Raw genomic sequence first — 25,802 nt, forward strand, 5'->3', positions numbered from 1 at the left:
GTGGAGTGCTGTTTCGTGCTGCCTCACCGCAGCGCCTGAAAAGCATCGTATGCCATCCCTTCGGAGTGAAGCCCGCTCGTGCTTAGACCCCTCACTCGTCAACCGCAGTCGGCTCAGGTCGAGGACGAGCTGCGCGACGCGCTGAAGGCGAGTCGCGGCTCGTTCATGTTCGCGGGTCTCTTCAGCCTGTTTATCAACATGCTGATGTTGTTGCCCGCGATCTACATGTTGCAGGTCTACGACCGCGTGCTCAGCAGCTCGAGCATCTCGACGCTGGTGGCCTTGACGGTGCTGGTGGTGGCGCTTTACATGGTCATGGGCTTGCTCGAGATCGCGCGCTCCTGGCTCCTGGTGCGGGTCAGCGCCGGGCTTGACATGCGCCTGAACGAGCGCCTGTTCACGGCCATGTTCGACTCCGGGCTGGCCACCGGTCGGGGCAGCGGGGCGCAGCCAATCTCAGACCTCACCAGCCTGCGCCAATTCCTCACCGGCCAGGGCCTGTTCGCGTTCTTCGACACCCCCTGGATTCCGATCTACCTGGCGGTGATCTTCCTACTGCATCCGCTACTGGGCTGGTTTGCGGTCGCCGGCCTGGTCGTGATCGTCACGCTTGCGGTCATCAACGAGCTGGCAACGCGCAAGCCGCTGACCGAATCCAATACGCTGGCGGCGTCGAATCTCAACGCGGTCAACGGGCATCTGCGCAACGCCGAGGCGCTGGAAGCGATGGGCATGCTGGGAAACGTCCATCGTCGCTGGATGGAGCGCCATGTCGAGATGCTCAAGCTGCAGGCGCGGGCGAGCGACCGGGCTGGCGTGCTGGCCAACACTAGCAAATCGTTCCGCATCATGCTGCAGTCGCTAATCCTCGGCCTCGGCGCTTACCTGGCGGTGCTGCAGGAGATTACCCCTGGAGCCATGATTGCGGGCTCCATCCTACTCGGGCGCGCTCTCGCGCCGGTGGATCTACTGATCGGCTCTTGGAAGCAGTTCTTGGCAGCGCGCAGCTCCTATACGCGCTTGCGCGGACTGTTACAGGCGATCCCGGCGCGGATGCGCCGGATGCGCTTGCCAGCGCCGAAAGGACATTTAAAAGCGGAGCAGCTGGTGGTGGTGCCGCCGGGCGGAACGGTGCCGGTATTAAGGGGTGTGAGCTTTGATGTCGCGGCCGGTGAGACGGTGGGAATCATCGGTCCGAGCGCGGCGGGTAAGTCGACACTTGCGCGGGCGGTGCTGGGTGTCTGGCCGGCGGCCTCGGGCGCGATGCGCCTGGACGGCGCGGCGATCACTGACTGGAATCGCGATGAGCTTGGGCCGAATATCGGCTACTTGCCCCAGGACGTGGAGCTCATGGAAGGCACCGTCAGTGAGAACATCGCCCGGTTTGGCGAGGTCGATCCGCGCTCAGTGGTGACCGCGGCGCAAAAGGCCGGTGTGCATGAAATGATTCTGCGCCTGCCCAAGGGCTACGACACGCCAATTGGACAGGGTGGTGCAGTGCTCTCTGGCGGACAGCGCCAACGGGTGGGCCTGGCTCGGGCGCTCTATGGCAGCCCGTGTCTTGTCGTGCTGGATGAGCCCAACAGTAACCTCGACGATCACGGCGAGGCGGCCCTGGTTGCGGCGCTCAGCCATCTCAAGCGCAGCCAGGCCACCGTGATGGTGATTACCCATCGGCCAAACCTGCTCCACCATGTGGACCGCATCATGGTACTGCGTGAGGGGCTGATTCAGATGTTCGGTCCACGCGACCAGGTGCTGGCTGAATTCGCCCGTCCGGCCGCAGTGGGCCGCTCGACTCCTGCCGTTCCGGCCCGCGCCTGAGCTGGCGCCGGCATCCCGCTGGCTGCCGCAATGAGTGACCATGTTCGCGAACACCCTATGATGAGCCCCAACGCTAAGGATTCCTCTACTGCTGAGCTGAGTGCGGCAGCCGCTGAGGCTGAGGCCCCAGGCGATGGTGCGGACAAGGGCGTGCCCGCTGAGACGACGGCGAATCAGCAGCCCGACGTGGCGCAATCTCCAACCGCTGAGCCAGCTCCGGAGCGCTCGTCGTTGCGGACCAATGACCGCCCGGAGCGGCTGTTTGGTCTGCTGATCCTACTCGTGGCCTTCGGTGGCTTTGGCCTCTGGTCGGCGGTTGCGCCGATCGATAGTGCGGCGGTGGCGCCGGGCATCGTCACGGTGGAGAGCTCACGCAAGACCGTGCAGCACTTTGACGGGGGCTTCGTCGATGAGATCTTGGTGACCGAGGGTGATCAGGTCGAGGCCGGGCAGTTGCTGGTGAAGCTGGACGGCACACAAGTACGGGCGCAGCTGGAGATTGCGCGGGGTCAGTATTACGCGCTGCTGGCCGAAGAGGCGCGCTTGATCGCTGAGCGCGACGGTGCCGAGCAGATCCGCTTTCCGGCAGAGTTGACCAATCGGCTGAGTGATCCGCGTGTGGCGGAGCCAACCGATCCACTGATTGACCCGCGCGTCAAGGATGCCGTTGCCGGGCAAAAGCGGCTGTTCGAGAACCGTCGCACGGCGCTGCAGAACGAGAAGCAGATGCTCGGCAAGCGCATCGAGCAGTTGCGCGAGCAGATTCGCGGCTATGAATCGCTTGCAGAAAACTGGGGTCAGCGCGCCTCGCTCTATCGACAGGAGATCGATGCACTGAATCAGTTATTCGAGAAGGGGTTCAGTGACAACTCGCGCCTGCGCGAGTACGAGCGTTTTGAGGCCGAGGTGCTGGGTGAGAAGAGTCAGCACGAGGCGAGTCTGGCTGGCAATAAGCTGAAGATCATCGAAACCGAGCTGCAAATCGTCCAGCTGGAGCGGGATTTCGACACTGAGGTGGCCGAACGCTTACAGCAGGTGCAGCCGGAGATCGCCGACCTCAAGGAGCGCATTCAGGCCTTGAGTGACACCGTTAGGCGGACTGAGATTCGCGCGCCCGTGTCGGGATCGGTGGTGGGGCTGACCGTGCATACCGAAGGGGGTATCGTTGAGCCACGCCAACGCATTTTGGGGATTGTCCCGCAAGGGATGGAGTTGATCGTGGAGGCACGTGTGTCGCCGCAGGACATCGATCGGGTCTCTCCGGGCTTGGATGCTGAAATCCGCTTCACCGCGTTTAATCAGGCCGATACGCCAACGGTTCCGGGGCAGGTGTTGACCGTCTCGGGGGATCGCATCACCGACGAATCGACTGGGCAACCCTATTTTCTGGCCCGTATTCGGGTGAGCGAGGATGGCATGGAGTCCCTGCAAGGGCGGACCTTGCTGCCCGGCATGCCAGCCGATGTCATGATCAAGACCGGTGCCCGCACCCTGCTAGAGTACTTGACGAAACCAATCACCGATCGGCTCGCAACGGCCTTCCGCGAGGATTAGTTGGTCGCCGCCCTCAGCGTGGCATCGGCGCCACGCCGGGTGTCATCAATGGCGTTCACGTTGACAGAGCGAGCCCAAGCGCTTACGCTCCCGCTGCAGCCGTCGGTGGGTTAATCGTCGACATTGAGAAGACAACAGTTTAGGCTCCATCGGCAGGCCCGGACAGCGGGCAGGTAAGCAGCAACAGGACAGGAAGAGAGGATTCGTTCATGCCCCCTGAGCTCGATCGCGTCAAAGACCTCGAGGGCCGGCTGTTCAGCCCTGCGCTCCTAGAGGCCTTTCGGCAAGCCAAGGACGGCGGCTATAGCAAGCAAGAGGCCGTCTATGCCGCGGCCAATGCGTATATGTACGCCGTGGAGCAGGTGCTCAATGACCGTGACCAGCTGAGGTCGCTACTGAGCAGTCAGTTGGCGTATTTGCAACAGCACCGTGACGCGACGCCGGCAGAGGAGCCCAACCGCGTAGACGTTGGCGTAGATACCAACTAATATCCGACGTGGGCAAAAGCCGGCACACCGGTGTACCCACTCAACATCACCCCGTCACATTTTCGACGACCTCGGAGAGAAAGCCATGGCCCTATCAGTGTCCCCCTCGTTGTACGACCAGACAAGCAGCACCTTCTTCCTGCGCAGTACCAACGGTCAGCTGGACCCCGTAAAGTTCGGTTCAACCAGCTTCACCTACGATGCCCTGGCAGGAGATTGGGACGGAGACGGTAACCTCGGCACCGGGCTGTTTCAGACCAACAACGCCAAGTTCTATCTCCGCGACGACAGCGGAAGCGTTAACTCATTCCGCTTCGGGTCGGTTGCGACCGCTGACGCCGGCAAGTACCAGGCGCTGGCCGGCGATTGGGATGGCGATGACAACGTCGGCGTCGCCTTATACGACGAGACCTCCTCCACCTTCTTCACCCGCACGGACGACGGTGTGGTGACCTCCATTAGGATGGGTTCTGCTGCGAAGGCCCAAGCCGGTGACTACCAAGGCATCGCTGGCGACTGGGACGGCGACGGCGACTCGGACGTTGGCCTCTATGATCAAGTCAGTGGGACCTTCTACCTGCGTGCGGAGAACGGTGCGCTCGACTCCTTTAGGCTCGGATCTGTTGCGAAGGCCCAAGCCGGTGACTACCAAGTTGTCACCGGCGACTGGGACGGCGACGGCGAATCGGACGTTGGCCTTTATGATAACGTCTCTGGCACCTACTTCCTGCGCAACGGAGACGGCACGATCGAGCAACTGCGCTTTGGGTCGGTCGCCACTGCACAGGCCGGGGGGTACCAGGCGCTGGGTGTGCCGACGCCAGTAGAGCAGACACCCGGTGAGACCTTCACGCTCACTACTGATGTCGACCTGATTAACGGCACCGCCAATAACGACACAATCGAAGGTACAGACACCACCTATACAACGGGTGACGTCATTCTCGGTAACGGAGGCAACAATGTCCTTAACATTGAAGCTGCCGCAAATCCCGCAGAAACAGCAACAGTTGCCGGCGTTCAGTCGATAAACTTCAACGCTAAGTCCTTTGCAACCCTAACCTACGACGCGGCTGGGGTTGTTGGCAACGGGACAACAATAACCTTCAACAATACGCAGGTAGGCGGTTCTACAAGCGGTACCGTAAACAACGTCGCATCGAGTGCAACCGTTGCTGCTGGTAGCCAGATGACCGGGACATTTACGGTTGATCTCGGGGCATCTGCGAGCGGTGTGACGGTTAACGGTGCGTCCGCCAGCACAATCGCGGTCACGGATGCAGGAAAGGGCGGCGTTACAGTGGTTTCGGATAAAACCGGCACTACGGGCACTCCTGTCAACGTGAGCGTAGATGGTGCTGGTAGCACAACGGGAGGCATCGCCGACGATGCTGCGACCGTCAAGGCGATGGGCGTTGTCAGTTTGGAAACAGCCACTTCTAATAGCCAGGTGGAAAATCTTACCTTGGAAGGAAACGGGGCTGCAGCAACATTCGATTTGGATGCTACTGGGGACGCACCAGAAAAGGTCACCTTCACTGGAGATCAGGATGTAACACTTATCGGCACCGCAGCTCAGTTTGACACTGAAACAGCGATAGACAATACGACAGCTGGAACGACGACCATCAAGATCGATGATGGTGCAAGCGCAAACTTGGAAAAGCTTGCGGTTGACGTGATCGAGATTGCTGATGGTGCTGCTGCTGCTGCTGCTACCTACAACGTTGCGGATGAGGCCACCGTCAAGCTCTCACCAGCTGCCTTGACCGCTGGTGGTAACTTGATCTTTGACTCCACTGTCATAGGCAACACAGATACCGCAGAGACATTAACGCTCGAGATCGATGATGCGGTAGACTTAGACGCTAATGCACTCGATACTAAAGACTTCGAAACTCTGAACCTGTCAACCGCGGATGCTGATATCAACGCAGACGATAGCAATGTGGTAATCGCCAACCTAATAGCGTCTGCTGGCGCTAACGCGGTTGTTAATGTTACGGGCGCAACCGATCTGACGTTGACTGCTGTAACGGCAAAAGAGATCGCTGCAGGTGGCTTCACGGGCAATCTGGCTGCCACCCTGTCCGCGAATATGAACAAGATAACGACAGGATCGGGTGACGACACTTTTACGGCATACGATGGTGACTTTACCATTATGGCAAATGGTGGTAGCGATACGCTGAACGTTGTTGACAGTCTCGATCTGTCCGATAACACGGTATCTATGACCGGCATTGATGTGATCAACATCAACTCCGACGGCGACGCAGCGGTAGATACCTTAAAACTTAAAAGTTCCATCTTGGATGGCACTAGCTATGTCGTGAAGGGCAATGAAACTACGGACCCCGACATCCTTGAAGCGGTCATGGATGCAACAACGCTTGATCTCTCCAGTCTGGTTGTTGACACGACGTCCGCGACTGTTACGGTGACAAATACAGCCGTGAATGGCATTGCGCAGTCGATTCAAGGCTCCAATGGTGCTGATACGCTAAACTCCGTTGGTGCTGGTAATGTCACCATGAATGGCAACGGTGGAAATGATTCCATCACCACGGCAGGTGGAGCGGACGTAATCAACGGCGGTGCTGGTAACGATAACATCGTTAGTGGTGCTGGTAACGATACGGTTACAGGCGGTGAAGGCGCCGACAATATCACTGGTGGAGGAGGTGCTGACACCATCATATTGACGGAAACGACATCGGCAGAAGATAACGTTATCTATGCGGCGCTGACAGATGGTTCCGCTGCAGGCCAGGTAGGTGGGACATTTACAGGGTTTGATGTTATCACCGGGTTCAACACGACCGTCGACGATTTGATCTTCGATAGCAACTACCAAAATGACGGCGCCGTTGATACTAGTTTCATTAGTGCGAGTACTGTTGTTGCTGGTACCGCAGCAACAAGCGCCGCGAATGATCTGACAGCAGCTGATATTACCAATGTCGACAAGGTCGCTGCGTTTCTAAGCGATGGAACCTATACCACCTCCGGTGCCGGTAACGATGATCTGGTTGCCATCACCTTCGATGATTTCACTGCGCTTTACACTGTAACCGATGCTGCTGGTGGTGGAGACATTGTGGCTGGTGAGATAAGTTTGCTGGGCACTGTTGACGAGACACTCGTTACCGGTGACTTAGTCATCGCCTAACCTCCTACCCCGAGGCCAAGCATCCGCCCCCGGGCGGGCTGCTTGAGGCGAAAGCCATCGAACCCTGTCCTTCTCACGAAGGGCGGGGTTTTTTTCCATAAGGACCTTGTGAATGCGCAGGGTCTTTACGGAAGCCATCAAGCGAGCTGACAGTCATGGTCAACACCCCAACGCACAGCGCGTCACTCAGATCACAGATGCTGTTCACTCACCAAACGCGCTCGCGGTTGCTAAACTCGAGCCATGAGCACCACGCCTAATCGCAGTAACGCCATCCCACCTAAGCCCCACGCCAAACTGCTGGCAGAGCTAGAGGGCTTCGAGCATCTGCTGTTCGAGCCCATGACCCAAACGGACCTGGATCAGCTCTATGCCCTGTCGGAACGCTGGACAGCGCAACTTGGAGACAGCCCCGAAGCGATCGCGCTCTGCGATGCGCTGGACGACTTCATCGGCGCGGGGATCGAGGATGCGGACGTGGAGAAGGCGTATCGGGAGCTGGTCGAGTGCGTGCAACAGACGCCTTCGCGCGTGAGCCACCCCTGAAGCATCCTTCGGGTGATCGCAGAGCAGGCTGATTCAACCCTGACCCGCTCGCCCCCTGCCATTGCCCTGTGAGCGTTGCTGTTGTGCGCCCTTCAGGGTGGCCCGAGCACGCGTCGGAGCAGGCAAGACATCCAGGCAGCTCAGTGCATCAAAGGTCGACAGCAACCGTTGCAGGCGCGCGATGGCCTGTGCATCGTCCCGACAGACCAGCCCGAGCTGCGCGCTGCGCCTTGCAGGCTGATCCGGACCGTGAGCGATCAACCCCACGCCCCATCCCTGAGTGATCGTCTCTCGCCAATAGGCAGCGCACTGCTGTGCGCGCTCCTCGGGCGATTCACTGATCGGTCTCGATTCGCGGTTGGTCGGGGCAAACACAAAGACCATCCATAAGCGCAGTCCCTGCTCAAGAGGACTGATCAGGCGCCAGTGATAGCCCAGCAGGTCGACAAACGCGCGCTCGCGTCCCTGGCGACAGGCCTTGAACAGGGCAGTGCGAGCGCGCAAGAACTCACGGTGGTGCTGCGCTCGATCATGCAGCCACTGCTGCCTGTGGGGTTCGCGTTCAAACAGCACATGGACGAAGGTCAGACAGCGATGCTGTTGAAAGTGCCCCTTGACCTTCTGGATGTGGTTCTTCAGCGCTTTACGCTGCGCGCGTTGATGGTGATCGATCGCCTGTTTCAACGACGGAAGTCTGAGGCTCGTCTGCAGGGTGCGCACAAACGCGATGATCGTCTCGGGCTTGGCATGGGCAGGGACCGGAGACTGCGCATAGGTCTGAAACAGCACGCGCAGCATCGGGATCAGCATGGCCTGGATCAGTGGCGACAGACCCGTGATGGCAGACTCGCGCGCCAAGGTTCTCAGGTGGCCTCGCGTCTCCGCGATCAGCGGTTTCAGGGTCGCGTGCGCGAAGAGCGTTTCCGGTTCAGTCTTGCGCAGCCGATCGGTCCATTCCAGCAACTGCTGTCTCTGGCGGGCCTCCTCATAGAGTCCGAAGGTGATGATACGGCGTTGGCTTGGTTGCGCAGAGGCGGTCTGCGGAGGCGCTTGCGGGAGGACGAAGAGATTCAGGTCCCACTCGTTCAGGATGTCGAGTGACTGATAACGGCGGGGAAGCCTGTGCGTCAACGTCTCGCTGTAGTCGGTCATGCGACCCGCGCCTCAAATATCCTTCGTTCGCTGTCAATATGCCTAAAAAAATGGTTCCGTTTGTAGACAAATGGTTCCGTTTAGAAAATAACGGTCCGTGCACGCCTTCGGATCGGGTCGACTGCCCACCCCCGAGCGAACACCCGCTGACCAGTGCGGGCGGTCACCAGGCTGCGGGCTGAGGTCATCGCTGAAGGCGGTCAAGCCCCGTCTGGCGTTCCAGCTCGACGGTGCGTTGCTCGATCAAGGCCTTCAGCTCGCTGGCCATCTTGCGGTTCGTGGCACTGCATGCGGTCTTGAAGCGGGTATGCAGAGGCAAAGGTAGATCGACACTGAAGCGCTTCATCGGTGGGTTCTCCCACTGCGCCCTGATCTTCAAATCGGTTTCATGGTCTTCATACTTCATCGGGCGTTGTGCCACCGGTGGGTGGCGATCTCCAAGGTCGGAGTGGGTGTGCGCAGTCGCCTTGTCGGGCGGTTGCTTGACGGGGGAGACACTGCAGCGGACTTGATGATGGTCATCACTGACGACTCCGAGCAGAACGAAAGTAGCGAACCCGACGCCTCCAGCATCAGGAAAGCGGGCAAGAGCTTCCCGTACTTTGCTGGAAAACACAAGCGCTGTTTTAAGGACATCCTGTTTCAAGGTTTTTTCAACCGTCGACACCCTGTACACAGGCGTCGTGGTGAGCGTCCTAGCGCGGGCTGATCGACGTGGCGAGCGCGTTGATATCCATAGCTGTGTTTCACAAAACGCTGCGTGTGTCAAGCAAAAAAACGCGCAGATTGACGCCTGCGCATCCGCTCCGTTGATACCCCAGCGCGAATCTTTTAGTGTTTTTTTTTGCGAGCGCAACGTCACCCGTTGCACTGCCGACATCCCTGACACCCATCGCAACAGGAGCGACGTCTCATGGCCGATCCCTTCACCGGGCCACCGCAGGCTCTCGACCCGCCAACCGTTCATCATCACCCCCCTGTTTATTCAGCGCTGCAGTCTGTCCTCCCGCCCCCGACGCTGGACTACCTCATCGGATGCGAGGGAGAGCGCTTTGCAGACTCTGTCCATGAGGTGCAGGCACTGACGATGGCACCGCTTGCGCTCTGTCTTCAGAGCGCGCTCGGGGTCGGGGCGTTGCTCATGCAAGGCGTGGGCGAGGTGGAAGCGCCCGACGGGCGTATCACTCCCGCATCCTTGTTCCTGGTCGGGATCGCTGAGCCCGCAGAGGGCAAGTCGTCGGTGTTGAACTACTTCCTAAAGCCAATCGAAGACGCCCTAGAGGCTGATAAGGACGCGCAGAGCGCACAACGCGAGCAGTATGAACTCGACCTGGAGGTCTGGGAGCAGATCAGGAAACGCATGGTCCGAGACCTCGCTAAAGCCCGCGTCGAGGAAGCCTTGAGCGAACGCGGTGCTGAGTCCGAGGCCCTGCTCGAGGCGCTGGCCCCCAGTGCGGAGGAGCTGGAAACCGCGTTACACAAGCATCTAACACAGAAGCCAACACCGCCTCGCTCCATCGGGTTGGCGATCGTCAGTGATATCACATCCGCTGCCTTCTCGACGCTCATCAAAGAAGCGCAGGCCAAATCCATAGGCATTTTTACCGGCGAACCGCAAGAGTTTCTCAGCAGAGGGATCAAACAGGACAGTTCCTTCCTCAACAAGGGCTATAGTGGCGAAAAGACAACGAGATATCGGGCCAATCGTGGCGATGAAAGCCACGACATACCGAAGACCGTCTTACTCTTAGGTCAGCCCGCCATCATCGAGAACGCCTTTGGTGGCGAGAAGAACCCGCTGCGTGACTCTGGGACGGTTGCGCGTTGCCTCTTCACGTTCCCGCCCTCGACGGTGGGTTATCGCACTTACACGACCGATGTCGCCAGTCATCAGGCGCGCATTGAGCGCTTTCAGGACGCCTATCGTCGTTGGGTGGTCGAGCTGATCGAGATCAATCGTCGGCATTTTGTCGATGGAGCAGCCAGGAAACGCATCCGACTGTGTCCGCAAGCGCAGGATGTCTGGTTCCGTCTGCGCGCTGACGTCGAGCAGGCGACCAGACCGGGTGGGCGTTACGCGCAGCACCGTGATCATGGCCAACGCATTCCCGAGCAGGTGCTGCGCGTCGCGGTCGTGATCCATGGCTATAACCAGGGCCTGGAAGGCGACATCTCGGTGGCGACCTTGAGCCAGGCGATTCACCTCGTGAACGGATTTTCCACCGAGTACCAACGGATCTTTCGGACCTTCTCGCGGGAGGAGAAAGACGTCATGAACGTGCTGGAATGGGTCCAAGCGCAGCGTGCTCTGAATCGCCGCTATGTCCCAAAGCGTTTTGCGTCAGCCAACACATCGGTGCGTCCCGTTGCGCGCTTGGATGTTGCCCTTCAGGTACTCCTTCAAAACCGGGAAATCGATATTATCCAGTGTCCCAGCAAGAATCAACGAGGGATCGCCACGAAGCCAATCCTGATGATTGATGTCTTCCCCTTTTACCCTGGTGATGGCAGGCTGCTCGAGCAAGCGGTATTAGCAGCGAGAAGGCTTAATTAAACTTATTAGTAAGATCAGGATCGTTGTTTCGCTGTCGAAATGTGACAAACTGGCAAGCCCAGGGCATTACTTGGGCTTGTCCTAATACATGCTTAACACCCGTGTCAGTAATCTGCAGTATGTGGAAGGCTTAACGCCTTTGTTTAATAAACTACCTTCCAAGGTTGAACTTTGCCTAAAATCTAATCCACTTTCCAAGTCTTTGCTATTAGATGCTTGATCTTTACGTAGAGCAAGGTATTCCATGAACATTAATGCCTCAGGTGCTTCTGCATGGTGTTGTTCGCGCACCATCTCTGGAATGTCAAATGTTCCGATAGTGGGAGTTGAGCTTGTATCCAGAATCACTCTGGCTGCCATGTTAATCTGCGCAGTACCGACAGAGCGTTCTGCGCGTTTGTCAGCAGCTGTACGGTCTGACGCATTCCATCGGTTGTGTAGCCAACCTTCGATGGTCTCAAAGGCAGTTTCTTTTTTTGGGTCGAGTGGTTTTTCAATCCGAAAAAGATGAAAGGCAACATTCATGTCAATGATCGCCTGCGTTGTCACTTTACTTTTTCTGAAGTCACCAGCGTTGTCATAATCCAGGGGGTAGGTGAAACGGTCTCTGATCGCATCGAGGTGAGCAGCCAACACCCGCCCAGAATGCCTCAACGAGATTGGGTGTTTGGTGACGAGGTACTGTTTTATGTAGTCGACCAGATAACCAATGGAGTAACGCCAATCTAAACTATCGCGGATGGACTGAAGAGTAAACTTCCCATCCTCACGATCGAGCTTTAACAGGGTGTCAATACAATAGCTGAGCGCATCAGGGTTATTGATAACTTCAAACAGATGCTGGGGAGCAACCGAAACATAGTCGAATTCAGAGAGGTCGACTTCCTTTGTCGACATTGGTAAATGCCAAAAAGATAAACGCGAGGAGTAGTCCAATCTTAACTTGGCGTCCTGCGGTATGGGTAACAGCACTGATACTTTCGCATCACGAATCGCTTGCAGCACATGCTGTTCGCTGCTATCTAATTGCATGCAGATTTCCTGCAATGACAGGGTAAATTCCATGGTATTGACGCAGTAGAGGCTTGTTTACGGTAAGCAGCAGGGTATGACCATCCATGGAGGCGTCTTAGGCTGGCATCGTGACCCAAGGATACTCGACGATAAATCTATCAATTGCGTTGGCTCGCTGTCAATCTGGCAGCGTTGAGCGATGCTGACGCCAATGCTGGGCGGTGGATCGATGAGCAGCACAGAATGGGCTCGTCTGGGGTGGCAGTCGCCTCTGTGAGCCTCTGTGTAAGGCGCGAAGGGTTTCAGTCAAGCCATCCTACCGGTCGGAATTAAAACCCGTTAGAAAGGCTGCTAAAGCCCCTCACAGCGATTGGAGGAATTCAGCAACAAACCCGACCAGTGATCCTTATACTCAGCGTCACAACGCATGGATACGCATGCCATCTTATTCTTATGGGCTTTACAGTACAGTATTGAAAGACACATCCACGCACGCTGTCTAATCAAGGCGAGAGGTTTGGACTCGTGACTAACAGCTATACGCAAGAGGACGTTCACAATATCCTTTTGGATTACCGGATACTGAGAGCAAAAATCGATACTGTCAGGATCAAGTTCATCCTGACAGAAGCAGCTCAGAGAAAGACCATGGAACGGGCAACCGCAGCCAAAGGGTACGGGCTAGAAATTTGTCCAGTCACCGGAAGCCTCATCAGAGGCGGACATTGTTGGAGGCATTGGATGCTGACCTTTCAAGACCCAACCCCAAAGGGCTTACTGGAGGCTTATGCCCGTGTTCATGAACGCTGGGGGATCGAAAACCATCGTATTAGGCGCATCGATGTCGCCTTTGATGCCAAGCGTAAGGGTGTGAGGAAAGATCAGCCTGTTCCTGATGAACTCGTCCTGTCTTCAGCAAGACATGATCTCATCAGCTTGTACCTGTCCTGTCTCGTACCACTGAAACCACACCATGAGTGGCGAGTGTTTTCTCGTGAGGACGAAGACGGAAACACCACGTCCACGCATTATCTTGGGCACAAGGTTTACGACTTCTTTCGGGTTTACGATAAGGTCGTGGATCAGAGGCAAGACCTTGCACCCGTTGATCGGGTTGCACGTCTTGAACTCTGTCTTCGCCCCCAAACGGTCTCTCGCTATCTCGGTATCGAGACCATCGACGACCTGGTGGCGTTCGATCAGTGGCGATGCGTGCTTGGTTTCTTGCAACTCGTTGATCGACATGGCTATTCTTTAAGGGAGCTGCGGGATCGGATGGGTAAAGCACTGGATCGTTTGAGTCAGCACTGGAAGGCGAGTCAACAGCGATGGGAGCGAACAGCGACAGAGGGTTTTGATTCAGGACGAAAGGCTCATCGAGAAAAGGAGAGCGCAGAGGCTTTTGATAGGGGTGGTGTGATATTTGATTTTAATAGAGGGATAAGTTATAAAGAGAATCGATCTGTGCATGCTCCAGAAAGTCAAGTCAATACCCCGCCAAAAACGCATGATCCGAGTCCTTTCTAATCATTGTCGGATCACAAAAAGTTCTTCACTGGTGTGATAGCAGGGCCTTGATAACAGCGCAATCAAGGCCCTGTTTTTTTAGTGATCGGATTTCTTAGAAAAAGCGGTTCCTGGGTCGTTCTCTACCATTCGGAAGCATTTTTGAAAAAGCTGTCATCACGACCAGCATCACAGTCTTCGCATAAAAACACGTCCGGTTCTGGGTTGGAGACTGCTGGTTGATCGCAGTATTCACAGGTTTCGCCTTCTAAATCCTCATCTTCATCCTCTTCCTCAAATTCTTCCTCCTCTAACGCCTCCTCCTCTAACGCTTCCTCCTCTAACGCTGCTGCTTGTGGATGGGCTAAGACTTGGGGACCTTCTTCTTGTGAATAGTCGGGTTCTTCGAGGGCCTCTGCTTGTAGATGGTCTAAGACTTGGGGATCTTCCCCTTGTGAATAGACAGGTTCTTCGAGAGCCTCTGCTTGTAGATGGGCTAGTAATAGGGGGTCGTTTTCATTGTAGCCTTCCTGGCTGAACGCCTCCTCGCACTCGGGGCATACGCCTTCATCGTCCATCGTCATCTCCAAAAGTAGGTTGGACAGGAACCTAAATGATAGCCTATGACGCGCTTTGAAACGAGTGCGCATCTGTGAGGTCTTTTCCGGTTCGCGACTCCTTGACCCTTCAACGTATGACCGCGCAAGCGCACGCCTACGCATGAGTGCGACGCTTTCAGATCGCGATCAAACGGTAAGAGATCAAACCTCGCGCTTGACCTCAACACGCGTTTGGCTCAGCACCGTTATTTTGCTTGCCTTCATCATCGGTTGATTCAACGAAAATTCAGCACTGTATTACTGAGATGAAGCGACATCCCCGTCACTTCATTCAACGTTGATCAATCCATTCTGGAGGAAGACAGCATGTCTGTTTCATGTCCGAACTGTGGCTCGTCTCAGGTCATCACCCGTGATCTCGGGCGCAAGCTGGGCGGTGCCACGGGCGTGGTCGCGGGCTCGACCTTAGGCGTGACCGGTGCCCTGCATGGGGGCAGGACCGGTGCGACGATGGGCTTCGCGGTTGCGGGACCGTTGGGCGGTGGCGTGGGAGCGCTCGCTGGTGCCCTCCTTGGTGGCTTAGCGGGAGGTGCTGCGGGCGGTCTGACCGGGGCCAGACTCGGTGAGCAGATCGATCAGCGCGTGCTCGACAATCACCAGTGCCAAGCCTGCGGGCAGACCTTCCGCGCGCCCGACGATCCGGTGTTGCCAGCGGACTAATCCCTCACCAACGACCGCCACAGGACCGGAGTCCTGTCCACCCCAAGCCAACCCACACCGGGCTCGCAGTCTCAGGCTGCGGGCCTTTTTTGTGCCGTTGATCCACCCTTTGACCGGAGCATCCACATGCATCCATCAACCCCCGCGTCCGTGCACCCGAGCGCACAGCACGCGCGCGCGACACCGACCCCATCCGCGCCTCCAGCCCCCCGTCTGGAGCCAGCCACCCCGCCTAGGCGTTATCGTGACCAGGCCCAGCGCCTGATCGAGACCCGCAGTCTGGATCGCGCGTCTTGGCTGGCGATGCGTCGCACCGGGATTGGCAGCTCCGATGCTGCTGCTGCGGTGGGACTCAATCCCTACCACTCCCAATTGGCCCTCTGGCTGGAGAAGACCGGACGCGCGGAGCCCGAGCCCGAGCCCAGCGGTGAGGCGCGCTTGAGTAGCCCGCTGCATTGGGGCCAAGTGCTCGAGCCCATCGTCGCGGAGCACTATGCCCAACACACTGGCCATCGGGTGCGACGGGTCAATGCCATCCTGCAGCACGTCAAGCATCCCTGGATGCTGGCCAACCTCGACCGTGAGGTCATTGGCCATGACGCGGTGCAGATCCTCGAATGCAAGAGCGCTGGGCTCCATGGCGCCCGGTTGTGGAAGGACGGGGTGCCCGAGTACGTGCAGCTGCAGGTCATGCACCAGTTGGCGGTGACCGGGCAGCAAGGCGCTGATGTGGCGGTCTTGCTCGCTGGCCATGAGCTGCAGATCCATCGCATCACCCGCGATGAGGCCATGATCGCGCAGCTGATCGCCTTGGAACGTCAGTTCTGGGCGCAGGTGGTCGAAGACAGACCCCCTCGCGCTGATGGCAGCGACTGCGCTGCCCGGGCCTTGCGCCGCTTATTCCCTCAGGACAACGGACAGACGCTTGACTTCAGCGCTGATCCCACCCTGAACCAGACCTTTGTCGACCTGCAACGGGTTCGCCAACGCCTGGACGACCTCCATCAGGAAGAAGCCCGCCTCAAGCAGCAACTGCAGCAGGCGATGGGACCCGCGACCGGTGCCACCTTTGTCAGTGGTCGCCTGAGCTACAAGCGCAGCGCCCCAAGCCAGCGCCTCGACACCCAGGCCCTGCAACAGGACCACCCCGCGCTCTATGCCCGGTACCTGAAGTCCGTCCCGGGCTCGAGGCGTTTCCTGGTGCGCGATGAGCGCCCTTCACCTTAACCCTTCACCCTTCACCCTATCCGCACCACGCCTCAGAGCGCCCTGTATCGGGCCTCTGGGGCGTGGTGCGTTTTGGGTCTTACGATTAGGAGAGTCTCATGCTCAAAGGCTTTGTCATCACCCCACCCATCCTTGGGCGCATCACCATCGGCAAGGTGGTCGAACACAACGGCAAGCGCCTGCCACAAAAGGACGATCAGTTCACCCTGACCTCGCAGATCCAGACCCCTGAAGGCTGGCGACGTCATCCGCTCGATGAGACGCTGCGCAACGCGCAACAGGGCAAATTGCGTCGCCTCCCGATCCGCCTGCTGTTCAACGAGCCCGAGCTGAATCTGCGCGCTGAGTACGCCTTGTTCGATCGCCAAACCGCACGACCCCTGTGCGTGGGCGATGGCGCGCAGTGCAAACGTCGCACGCGTGAGGGCCTGGAGACCTTGAACTGTCCCGCACCGGACCTGTGCGCCCTGGCCCAAGGCGGGGCCTGTAAGCCCTATGGGCGCTTGAATGTGCTCATCGGTGAGGAAGACCCGTTGGGCAGCTTCATCTTTCGCACCACGGGCTTTAACTCGATCCGCACCCTGGCAGCGCGACTGGCCTACTTCAAGGCGATCTCCGCAAACCGGTTGGCCTGTCTGCCACTGGAGTTGCGCCTACGCGGGAAGTCGACGCGTCAAAGTCACGGGACACCGATCTTCTACGTCGATATCACCTTACGTGACGGGTGGACGCTGGAGCAGACCCTGGCGGAGGCGCAGCGTTTGGATGAGGAGCGTCAACAGAGCGGGTTCGATCAAAAGGCGCTCGATAAGGCAGCCAAGGCGGGCTTTGCCAACGGGGCCTTCGAGGACAGTGTTGAGGAGTCCGTCGACGTCATCGAGGAGTTCTATCCCGAGCCAAGGGCTCAGAGCGCCAGCGAGCCCCTCTCCCAGGCGCCACTGACCTTGGCGGACAAGCTGCAGGCCAAGAGCCAAGCGCAGGCGCCATCGCCACAGGCTGACGCCCTCCCGCAACCGGAGGCTGAGCGTCCATCGCGACAGGCCAAGCGGGCCTGAGCGCACAGGCGCTGTTTGCTCCCTGACGTCACTGCCACAGGACCCGCTGTCGATCCGGGCAGCGGGCTTGTGGCTCGGTTTCACCCCTTTGGAGACGCCTGATGTCGACTCTACAACCGTTCCAGGTCTCGACCACCTTCAACGTCCAAGCCCATCCCGAGCTGGAGGTGCTTGGGTTTAGCGATGCCAACCATCCGCAGATTCCCCCGCGTCAGGACGGGTATGTGTTCCGCCATGCCTTGCTGCGCGATGTGCTGGCCTTTCTCCATGACGCGGGTGGCGATGGGCTGTTCCTGACCGGTCCAACCGGATCGGGTAAGACCTCCCTGATCACCCAGATCGCGGCACGCCTGAACTGGCCGGTGCAGTCGGTGACCTGTCATGGGCGCCTGGAGCTGCAGGCGTTGATCGGTCAGTTCGTGCTGAACAACGGCTCGACCCAGTTCGTGCATGGGCCATTGTCGGTGGCGGCACGCGAGGGCCATCTGCTGATCTTAAACGAGTCCGACCTGATGGACCCCTCGGAGCTGGCGGGGCTCAATGACATCATCGAGGGTCAACCGCTGGTCATTGCGGAGCATGGCGGGGAGGTGATCCACCCGCATCCGCAGTTTCGGGTCATGGCCACCGGGAACTCTGCGGGATCGGGGGATGGCTCAGGGCTCTACCAAGGTGTCCTGCGCCAGAACCTGGCCTTCATGGATCGCTTTCGGGTGATCCAAGTCGATTATCCCACCCTGGAGATCGAGCAAGCGGTGGTACAGCGCGCGGTCCCGAGTCTGCCCTTGGAGATCATCCACAAGATGCTGGTGGTGGCTTTGGAGATCCGTCGCCTGTTCTTGGGCGCAGACCACGAAGCCCCAGCGCTGACGGTGACCATGAGTACCCGCACCCTGGTGCGCTGGGCAACGTTGGCGATCACCTTCAAGGGCGCCCCGCAGGTGTTCGAGTATGCCCTGAGCCAAGCCTTGACCGCGCGCGCTGAGCCCGAGCAGCGCGAGGCGATTCATCGCATTGCAGCAGATGTCTTCGGGGACTACTGGGAGCCCGCAGCCTGAGGTGCTGTGAGCGACTCGGACCCGGGAGCGGTTTCGACTTCTCATCCCTTCATCACAACGCCAACGCGGTGCAGAGGCTCGCCCCAGGGTGAGTCTCTGCGTGACGCGTGGCAGGAGCCCATCCATGTACACCATGACGGAAATCACCGATCGCATCACCCTGGTGGTGCTGGACATCCACATCTGGTCCGGGCGCAAGAAGCTGCGCGCGGAAGACCTGCATCTGGCGGACGGGGCGATTCCGCCCGAGGAGCTGGTGTCGCTGGGCTCAAAACGGGTCTGCGATCCAGAACCGTTAAAACCCTTTCATCGTCTGAAACAATCCGCTGAGCGCGCCTGTCTGCGCATCGGGACGCGGTTTCTTGGGGGCTTTGCGGTGCCCAAGGACCTCAGTGCTGGGCTGGCGGTAGAGTTGGATCGTCTCAAAGCGGAGTTTGAGGTCCATCGTCAGCGCTTTCTGTCCGGTTATGACCGCGATCTGGAACGCTGGATTGGCACCTTGCCCGGGTTCGAGGCAGCGATCCGCAGAGCGGTGGAGCCCGTCGAGTGCGTTGCGGGACGCTTGCGCTTTGGTCATCAGTTGGTGGCCATCACCCCTGCTGAGCAACCGGGCACGCTGGCGGAGACGGTGGAGCGTCTCGGTGATGGCATCTTCGCGGAGGTCGAGCAGATGGCCCGAGAGCTGAACGCGAGCTTCGAGGGCAAGGACAAGCTGCATCGACGCGCGCTGGGCACCTTTGGACGGGTGCGCGAGAAGCTCGCCTGTCTGAGCTTCATCGATGGGCGTATCCAACCAGTGGTTGACAGTCTCGATGACTGGCTGCAACGCCTTCCGGTGAGCGCCCCGATCGAGGGCGCCTTGTTCAACGAGGGCTTGGGCCTGGCCTTGTTGCTCTCGGATGCGGAGCGCATGGCCCGCCATGGGGGCGGACAGTTGACCCGCACGCGAACGCGCACCCGAGTACCCGCGCAGCGTCGGTCCGATCAGCAACGCGATCCGGTCTCGCCCGAGCCACCCCCGCTCAGCCCATCACCGCCACCGCGTCAGGAGCCAACCAGCTTCTTCTTCTGATTGGCGCGCGCATCCCAAGCGCACGATCAGGGGCCTGCATCCAACCCACGTATCCATCCACCCACCCAAGGCGCAGCGACTTACCGGTCCTGCGCCTTTTTTGTTGCCTGGAGCACCACGCATGCGTCTGAACACCCTCAACCACGCCTTACCCATCGTCGCTGCTGCCTATGGTCGCCAATTCGGTGTCGCGGTTCATGTCGGTGGCGACACCGCTTGTACCGATGGTCGCACCATCCAGATCCCGCAGCTGGTCGATGATCCGATTGCCAAGACCCTGGCCTGGGGCTATCTGGCCCATGAGGCGGGGCATGTGCGCCATACCGACTTCAACGTCTGGCCAGACACCGCTCAGCACACCGCACTGACCCGCACGATCACCAATATCTTAGAAGATGTGCGCATCGAGCAGGCGATGCTGCGCGACTATCCCGGGACGCGTCAGACCCTGGACGCGGTCTTGGACTGGATGCTGGCCAAGGGCCAGATCAGTGCCCCCACACCCCACGCATCACCGCCGACGGTGTTTGCCAATAGCCTGTTGGTGTTGGCCCGCTATCGCTATCGCCAGCAGGCGATGTTGGCCACTGTAGCGAGCCAGGCGGAGCAGGTGTTGCGACAGGTCTTCCCCGCCCGCTTCGTGCATCGGTTATTGGGCTTGATGACAGCGATCCCGCAGTTGGGCAGTACCGCTGAGGCGGTGGATCTGGCCCAGCGGATCATCGCTTTGATGGAAGAGGAGACACAGGCACCGGTGCCTCACTCGCACGCGCCAACACCCGCAGCGGATGCGCGACCAGGGCAGCAGGAAGCACCGGTGCAGACACCACCAGAGTCGTCGGGTGAGGTGGGTGCTGATGCGGATGATGGAGACCCTGACGATCAGGGTGGCGATGGAGCGGACGCGCCTCAGACAGAAGACCAGTCCACTCAGGGTGCTGAGCACGACGGACAGGATAGCGGATCGGTTGCTGATGACGGTGACGCTGGGGCTGAGGCTGAGTCTTGCGCAGCGGGGTCGAAGATGGACACGGACAGGGACAGGGATGCAGCGGTCAGCGCAGCAGGCTCCGCAGTGGCGCAGACCCTGTCTGCCAATGCGGATGCCTTCCCTGAGGATCTCTTTACCCAACTGGCAGCGGTCTTGGACACGCACAGTCAGGCGTCACCGACCCTGATGCCAACGCTGGAGCGCAGCGAGGGGCCTCAGGACCAGGGTCAAGCGCTGTTGCAGCAGGTCAGAACCCACTCCGCGACGCTGACCACACGGTTACAGGCGCTGGTGGAATCGCAGACCCGCACGCGCAGTCGCATCGTTCGCGCTGGTCGCCACCTCAGTGGTGCGCATCTGCATCGCGCAGGCGTCGGTGATCCGCGTCTGTTCCGACGCACCGATGCGCGACGGGCACCGAATACAGCGATCCATCTGTTGGTCGATCTATCCAGTTCGATGCGTGGTTACCAGGATCGTTTGGCCTTGGAGGCGGCGATGGCGCTGGCCTTGGCGTTGGAACCGATCCGGGGGGTGTCGCGGGCAGTGACAGCGTTTCCGGGGCGTCAGGGAGATGAGGCACAGGTGACGCAACTGCTGGCCCATGGCGAGCGGGTGGCGCGTCGCTCCGGGGCCTTTGTGCAACGGGGACGGGGCTCGACCCCGATGACCGGGGCGTTGTGGTTTGCCACAGCGGATCTGTTGGCACGTCCTGAGCCCAGAAAGGTGTTGTTGACCCTGACCGATGGCATCCCGAATGACTTGGACAGTGCGCGGGCCTTGATCAAGCAGGCGGGGAGCGCGGGGATCGAGCTGATCGGGGTTGGCATCGCGCATGACGTCAGTCGGGTGTTCCCGCTGGCGATCCGCATCGAGGCCATCGCGACGCTGAAACAAGCGTTGTTCCAGGTCGCGGAGCAGCTGTTGTTGTGGCGTCGACCTTAGGGGCTTGGCTGCGTCCATCGGTCCCTTTTTTTCCTTCACCCTTGCGGGTAGATCGCAGCCCGCAGGGGCTGCTGTGTCTGCCTGCGTTTTTTAACGGAGATAGACAATGCGTATGCAGAAACGTCCTCCCATGGCGAGCCCTTGGTTGAATGATCCCTTGCGTCGGTCTGCGCTCCCTGAGCATGAGGCGCAGCTCGTTGCGGAGGCGATCCGCTGTCTGGAAGCTCGCTATCAGGTCGCGGGTGAGTGTCTGAACAGCCCGGAGTTGACGCGCGAGTATCTGAAGCTGCGCCTGTATGGCCTGGCCTATGAGGTGTTTGCGGTGATCTACCTGAACAGTCGCAACCAGGTCATCCAGTACCGCGAGCTGTTTCGGGGAACCATCAATGGAGCGAGTGTGCATCCGCGTGAGGTGGTGCGCGAATGTCTGCACTGGAATGCCTCCTCGGTGATCTTGGCGCATAACCATCCATCAGGCGTGGCGGAGCCCAGTCAGGCGGACCTGTGCATCACCAAGCGTCTCCAAGAGGCCCTCGGGCTGATCGATGTGCAGGTGCTCGATCACCTCGTCATCGGGGACGGTGCGGGGGTGTCGTTCGCAGAGCGGGGCTTGCTCTGAGACCAGGGCTCAGGGAGGATCAAGGATGTCTGGGAGTCCGACCAAGACCACCGCCGCTATCAGGCGCTGATCGGACTCCCCGCCCGCTGCGGGCTTGGTTACCGGGCTGAGAGGCGTGGTGGCTTGATCGGCAGTGTCCCTGGAGATGGCGATGGCCTTCTTTTTTTGACTGCATCGAGACAGACATGACCCTGCAGACCTTACTCAATCCGACCAACGATTACGTCTTCAAACGGTTGTTTGTCGAGGCCCCTGAGCTGTTGGTGGCGCTGATCAATGATCTGCGCCCGGATCTGCCCGACATCGCCTCGGTTGAGATTTTAAACCCCAACATCGAGCCCAGTGATTTGACCGGGAAGTACATCATCCTCGATGTGCTGGCTCGCGATACGCAAGGCCATTGCTACAATGTGGAGGTCCAGGTGCGTCGCTACGGGGCCTGGCACAAGCGCGGGTTGTTCTATCTGGCGCGCACCTTGGGCGGGCAACTCAGTGTTGGTGAGGACTACCAGGAGCTGAGAGCCTCGGTCGGGCTGCATCTGTTGGACTTTGACCTGTTCACCGCCAGCGAGCAGGAACGCCAACAGGCGCTCTGGCGTTTTGAGATGCGCGATGAGCAGCAGCCCAGCGTGACGCTGGGGAACATCCTGCAGATGAACCTGATCGAATTGAGCAAGGCGGATCGCTTAGGACTGGCACCAGGTCCGCTGCGGGCTTGGGTGACCTTCTTCAAACACTGGCAAGAGGAACTGACGATGGCGACTGTGGCCCATGAACCGGTCCAGCAGGCGATGAACCGAATCCGCGAGCTCAGTGCGGATGAGGAGGCTCGTCGTCTGGCCTTCGTGCGGGAGCGTGCGCTGCACGATGAGGTGTCGTTTCTCAATGAGGCGAGGCGAGAGGGACGTGAGGAAGGGCGTCAGGAAGGGATGCAGAAGGGACGCGAGGAAGGACGCGAGGCAGGACGCGAGGCAGGACGCGAGGAAGTGGCTCAGAACCTCATTGCCTTGAAGCTGTTGGCGGATGAGCAGATTGCCGCTGCGTCAGGCTTGAGCGAAGCGGAGGTTAAAGCACTTCATGAGAGGCTGAAGCATTAAGCGCGATGAACCGAATCCGCAAGCTGAGTGCGGATGACCAAGCCCGTCGTCTGGCCTTCGTGCGGGAGCAAGCGTTGCACGGATTTTGCCCGTCTTCTACATGACGGACTGAAAGAGCAGCCCCTGTGGCTGCTGAGGGTAGCCCCTGTGGCTCCCTAGCGATGACGTCTACGTTGTGTCTTTATTCGTCTTCCGGGTCGCTGCTGGGCGCATCGTCGCCCGGTGGAGACTGCACCGGTGCGGGTGGTGTACCTGTTCCCTGTTTCGCCTTCATGCCCGGGGCGCAACCGGGCTGCTTGCCACTGCCGCTGTCTCCCTCGCGCTCAAGCGCCTTAATGGCCTCCTGATCCTGCGCTGTCTCAGTCTCAGTCTCTCCCAATGCGCGCGCCTCCCGATCCCAAGGCACCGAGCGCGCTGCAGTATCCGCTGCAGATAACAACGACTCTTGGCTCAGATGCGCATAACGCTGCGTGGTCTTGACCTGCGTGTGACCGAGCAGTTGTTGCACCTCGTAGAGCGAACGCCCCTGGTTGATCACGTAGCTGGCGAAGCTGTGGCGCAGATCGTGGATGCGCAGGTCACTGAGTCCCGCCAGGCAGCGGGCGGTGTTCCAGGAATTGAAGATACTCACGAATGGCTTGCCACTCTTCGGGTTGGGAAACAGGTACGGATTCCCTGCTGCTCGGGGCAGCTTTGCCAGTAGCGAGAGCATCCCCTGTGACAACGGCACATGGCGGGTCTTGCCGCTCTTATTGCGCTCGATGCGCCAGCGTTGCTGCTCGCGGTCGAGATCCGCCCACTGCGCATCCAGCACCTCACGCTTGCGCGCTCCGGTGAGCAGGAGCATGGCGATGATGTAGGACAGGAGCGGATTGGGTGAGGCTTCCAGCGCCTCGAAGAGGCGTCGTGCCTCGTCCTTTTTCAGGTAGCGCTCGCGCTTGTTGTTCTCTGGGTAGAGATCGATCCCCGCAGTCGGGTTACGACTGAGTCCTTCCACCTCCCATTTCAGCGCGCAGTTGAAGACGTACCGACACAGGATGATCACCCGGTTGGTCGAGGCAGGTTCGTGGTGCTCACGGTGCAGACTAAAGATCTCCACCAGATGTTGGCGCTTGATCTCGTCGAGATACAGCTTCCCGAGCTGGGGCAGGACATGATTGCGCAGCAAGCCCTCATCCGTCTGCCAGCTGCGCTTATACCCCTTCACATGCGGTAGATAGGCTGAGGCAGTGAACTCAGCGAGGGTGGGCACGTTGCGCAGTGCGCGACGCTGCTCGAAGGGGTCCTCACCCATGGTGACCTTTGCCAGGATTTCCTGGGCGATCCGTCGTGCCTCACTGAGCGTGAGTGTGGCGGCACTGGCGAGTTTGCGCTCGATCAGCTTGCTGTGGCTGTCGCGATAGCGCAGATAGTACGACTTGTGGCCAGAGGGGAGCACCTTGAGCGAAAAGCCTACCACCTTCTTATCGTAGTAATCGATCCTAGCCTTTTCAGGCGGGCAGCGGGCTTGCTGCTCGACAAAGTGCTGCGTCAGGTTTAACTTGGGCATTTGATTCTCCTTAGACGCCTTTTTTTTTCGAGAAGAGCGTCATAAAACCTAAAGATCACTTCAGTGACGAAATCGCCACTGAAGAGCATCATAGCTTGCCTTTCTTTGGAGTCAAGTCCCATGTACGAAACCACGCGACTGGCGATCGCCTTGCGCATGGCTCGGGCTGTCGCCCAGATGACACAAGTCGAGTTGGCCAGTGCGCTCGACGTGAGTAAGACGATCATTGCGCGCAACGAACGCGCGGACATGGCGATGCGCGCGGATACGCTGGTTCGACTGATCGCGGTGATGCGATCGCGACAGATCGAGATCGACCTCTTCAGCACGCTCGATACGGTCAGGCTTGAGGCTGCAGGCCCTCATCTGGATTCCGCTGCGATGCGAGCAGCCCGTGCTGCACTCAACATCAGCCAGCAGGCGTTTGCGGATGAACTCGGGTTGAGCAAGTCCGTCGTGACCCATGGCGAGCGCAACGACAGCATCATGCGCTCAGATACGCTGATGATTTTGATCGAGACCATGCAAGCGCGAGGGATCGACCTCGACTGGTCTCCCGTGAATGAAACCTTGAGCGTGATCGTGCAGGCGAAGGCTGTTCTCGCGATCGAGGAGGAAGAACGTCGTGAACTGATTCCCCTCAGTGCTGTGAGCGGCGTTAAGGAGGGGCAAGCCTCTACAGGGACGATGACCGAAGCGACTGAGACCGAGCACGCCTTACTGAGCAAACTGCTCAGCACACCGTCGGAGGCGAGCCCACGTGCGGATCAGTCCGAGCAGGGCAGTGAAGATGAGCCATCGTGAGCGTTGGCTAGGAACAGGTCGATAGCAGCCAACTGGAAACGGGATGGAAAACCAACGAAGAGACGGTGTCTAAGAAAAACAAGCGCTTAGCGTCAGCCAGCGATTGCGAGCGGGGCAGGCCAGCAGGGGGATGGGTGGAAATCAGGTGGAAAACGCCAGAATCGCGCTTTCGAGAGGGTGGAAAGATCAATTGAATCAGTCGGTTGTGAAGAGCCCAGACTAGGACGCTCACTACTGGTGTCGATAATCTCGATGGCACAACGAGTGACGATATTTTCTCAGGGCCGTTAGCTAC

21 protein-coding genes are annotated in these 25,802 nt (G+C 59.1%); 16 read left to right on the forward strand and 5 right to left on the reverse strand.

From position 1 onward, the window contains the following. The first annotated feature begins 78 nt into the window (after positions 1 to 78). The 5 genes from CKO42_RS09020 (at position 79) to CKO42_RS09040 (ending at position 7,584) form a co-directional block, all read left to right on the forward strand. Positions 79 to 1,824, forward strand: a complete 1,746-nt coding sequence (locus tag CKO42_RS09020; RefSeq protein ID WP_338034883.1) for a type I secretion system permease/ATPase — start codon at positions 79 to 81, stop codon at positions 1,822 to 1,824. A gap of 60 nt (positions 1,825 to 1,884) precedes the next feature. Continuing rightward, complete coding sequence (locus tag CKO42_RS09025) at positions 1,885 to 3,378, forward strand: HlyD family type I secretion periplasmic adaptor subunit (RefSeq protein WP_200242406.1); 1,494 nt, start codon at positions 1,885 to 1,887, stop codon at positions 3,376 to 3,378. A 209-nt stretch (positions 3,379 to 3,587) separates the two neighbouring features. Then, positions 3,588 to 3,866: a hypothetical protein gene (locus tag CKO42_RS09030; protein ID WP_200242408.1), complete on the forward strand. Its 279-nt coding sequence runs from the start codon at positions 3,588 to 3,590 to the stop codon at positions 3,864 to 3,866. A gap of 85 nt (positions 3,867 to 3,951) precedes the next feature. Further along, positions 3,952 to 7,038 carry a beta strand repeat-containing protein gene (locus CKO42_RS09035; RefSeq protein WP_200242409.1) on the forward strand — a complete coding sequence of 1,029 codons (3,087 nt, stop codon included), beginning with the start codon at positions 3,952 to 3,954 and terminating at the stop codon, positions 7,036 to 7,038. 243 nt (positions 7,039 to 7,281) lie between these two features. Then, the gene (locus tag CKO42_RS09040; protein WP_200242410.1) at positions 7,282 to 7,584 is read left to right on the forward strand and encodes a hypothetical protein; all 303 of its coding nucleotides are present in this window, start codon (positions 7,282 to 7,284) and stop codon (positions 7,582 to 7,584) included. A 33-nt stretch (positions 7,585 to 7,617) separates the two neighbouring features. Here the strand turns inward: CKO42_RS09040 and CKO42_RS09045 are convergent, their stop codons facing one another. Together CKO42_RS09045 and CKO42_RS09050 are read right to left on the reverse strand one after the other, a co-directional pair. Continuing rightward, positions 7,618 to 8,736, reverse strand: coding sequence for a hypothetical protein (locus tag CKO42_RS09045; protein WP_200242413.1), 1,119 nt, complete (start codon positions 8,734 to 8,736; stop codon positions 7,618 to 7,620). A 184-nt stretch (positions 8,737 to 8,920) separates the two neighbouring features. Then, a complete protein-coding gene (locus CKO42_RS09050; protein WP_200242415.1) occupies positions 8,921 to 9,403 on the reverse strand; it encodes a hypothetical protein in 483 nt (160 codons plus the stop codon). A gap of 246 nt (positions 9,404 to 9,649) precedes the next feature. Here CKO42_RS09050 and CKO42_RS09055 point away from each other — a divergent pair, with 246 nt between their 5' ends. Further along, the gene (locus CKO42_RS09055) at positions 9,650 to 11,290 is read left to right on the forward strand and encodes a YfjI family protein (protein WP_200242419.1); all 1,641 of its coding nucleotides are present in this window, start codon (positions 9,650 to 9,652) and stop codon (positions 11,288 to 11,290) included. A gap of 81 nt (positions 11,291 to 11,371) precedes the next feature. Here the strand turns inward: CKO42_RS09055 and CKO42_RS09060 are convergent, their stop codons facing one another. Beyond that, positions 11,372 to 12,355, reverse strand: coding sequence for a hypothetical protein (locus CKO42_RS09060; RefSeq protein ID WP_200242424.1), 984 nt, complete (start codon positions 12,353 to 12,355; stop codon positions 11,372 to 11,374). 474 nt (positions 12,356 to 12,829) lie between these two features. Here CKO42_RS09060 and CKO42_RS09065 point away from each other — a divergent pair, with 474 nt between their 5' ends. Beyond that, positions 12,830 to 13,831, forward strand: coding sequence for a hypothetical protein (locus tag CKO42_RS09065; protein WP_200242428.1), 1,002 nt, complete (start codon positions 12,830 to 12,832; stop codon positions 13,829 to 13,831). 122 nt (positions 13,832 to 13,953) lie between these two features. On the opposite strand, the gene CKO42_RS09070 is transcribed toward CKO42_RS09065, so the two are convergent. Beyond that, positions 13,954 to 14,388: a hypothetical protein gene (locus CKO42_RS09070; RefSeq protein ID WP_200242431.1), complete on the reverse strand. Its 435-nt coding sequence runs from the start codon at positions 14,386 to 14,388 to the stop codon at positions 13,954 to 13,956. 348 nt (positions 14,389 to 14,736) lie between these two features. Between CKO42_RS09070 and CKO42_RS09075 the strand changes: the two genes are divergently transcribed. From CKO42_RS09075 to CKO42_RS09110, 8 genes are all read left to right on the forward strand, one after another. Beyond that, on the forward strand, positions 14,737 to 15,090 hold the full coding sequence (locus tag CKO42_RS09075) for a hypothetical protein (protein ID WP_200242436.1): 354 nt from the start codon (positions 14,737 to 14,739) through the stop codon (positions 15,088 to 15,090). A 126-nt stretch (positions 15,091 to 15,216) separates the two neighbouring features. After that, positions 15,217 to 16,317: a YqaJ viral recombinase family nuclease gene (locus CKO42_RS09080; protein WP_200242441.1), complete on the forward strand. Its 1,101-nt coding sequence runs from the start codon at positions 15,217 to 15,219 to the stop codon at positions 16,315 to 16,317. Positions 16,318 to 16,415: 98 nt separating this feature from the next. Then, complete coding sequence (locus tag CKO42_RS09085; RefSeq protein ID WP_200242447.1) at positions 16,416 to 17,372, forward strand: recombination directionality factor; 957 nt, start codon at positions 16,416 to 16,418, stop codon at positions 17,370 to 17,372. 101 nt (positions 17,373 to 17,473) lie between these two features. Continuing rightward, positions 17,474 to 18,430: an AAA family ATPase gene (locus CKO42_RS09090; RefSeq protein ID WP_200242455.1), complete on the forward strand. Its 957-nt coding sequence runs from the start codon at positions 17,474 to 17,476 to the stop codon at positions 18,428 to 18,430. Positions 18,431 to 18,554: 124 nt separating this feature from the next. Next, positions 18,555 to 19,502, forward strand: coding sequence for a DUF3150 domain-containing protein (locus tag CKO42_RS09095; RefSeq protein WP_200242458.1), 948 nt, complete (start codon positions 18,555 to 18,557; stop codon positions 19,500 to 19,502). 121 nt (positions 19,503 to 19,623) lie between these two features. After that, positions 19,624 to 21,438 (forward strand): cobaltochelatase CobT-related protein, encoded by a 1,815-nt coding sequence (locus CKO42_RS09100; RefSeq protein ID WP_200242461.1) that lies wholly within the window; start codon positions 19,624 to 19,626, stop codon positions 21,436 to 21,438. A gap of 106 nt (positions 21,439 to 21,544) precedes the next feature. Beyond that, entirely contained in the window at positions 21,545 to 22,057 is a 513-nt protein-coding gene (gene radC, locus CKO42_RS09105) for a RadC family protein (RefSeq protein ID WP_338034884.1), read from the forward strand. Positions 22,058 to 22,248: 191 nt separating this feature from the next. Then, positions 22,249 to 23,154, forward strand: coding sequence for an Rpn family recombination-promoting nuclease/putative transposase (locus CKO42_RS09110; RefSeq protein ID WP_200242525.1), 906 nt, complete (start codon positions 22,249 to 22,251; stop codon positions 23,152 to 23,154). Positions 23,155 to 23,335: 181 nt separating this feature from the next. On the opposite strand, the gene CKO42_RS09115 is transcribed toward CKO42_RS09110, so the two are convergent. Next, on the reverse strand, positions 23,336 to 24,703 hold the full coding sequence (locus tag CKO42_RS09115; RefSeq protein WP_200242464.1) for a site-specific integrase: 1,368 nt from the start codon (positions 24,701 to 24,703) through the stop codon (positions 23,336 to 23,338). Positions 24,704 to 24,823: 120 nt separating this feature from the next. On the opposite strand from CKO42_RS09115, the gene CKO42_RS09120 reads away from it, so the two are divergent. Continuing rightward, a complete protein-coding gene (locus tag CKO42_RS09120) occupies positions 24,824 to 25,507 on the forward strand; it encodes a helix-turn-helix domain-containing protein (RefSeq protein WP_200242467.1) in 684 nt (227 codons plus the stop codon). Positions 25,508 to 25,802: the final 295 nt, after the last annotated feature.

It is taken from the genome of Lamprobacter modestohalophilus (assembly GCF_016583905.1).
In the GTDB taxonomy this organism is placed as follows: domain Bacteria; phylum Pseudomonadota; class Gammaproteobacteria; order Chromatiales; family Chromatiaceae; genus Lamprobacter; species Lamprobacter modestohalophilus.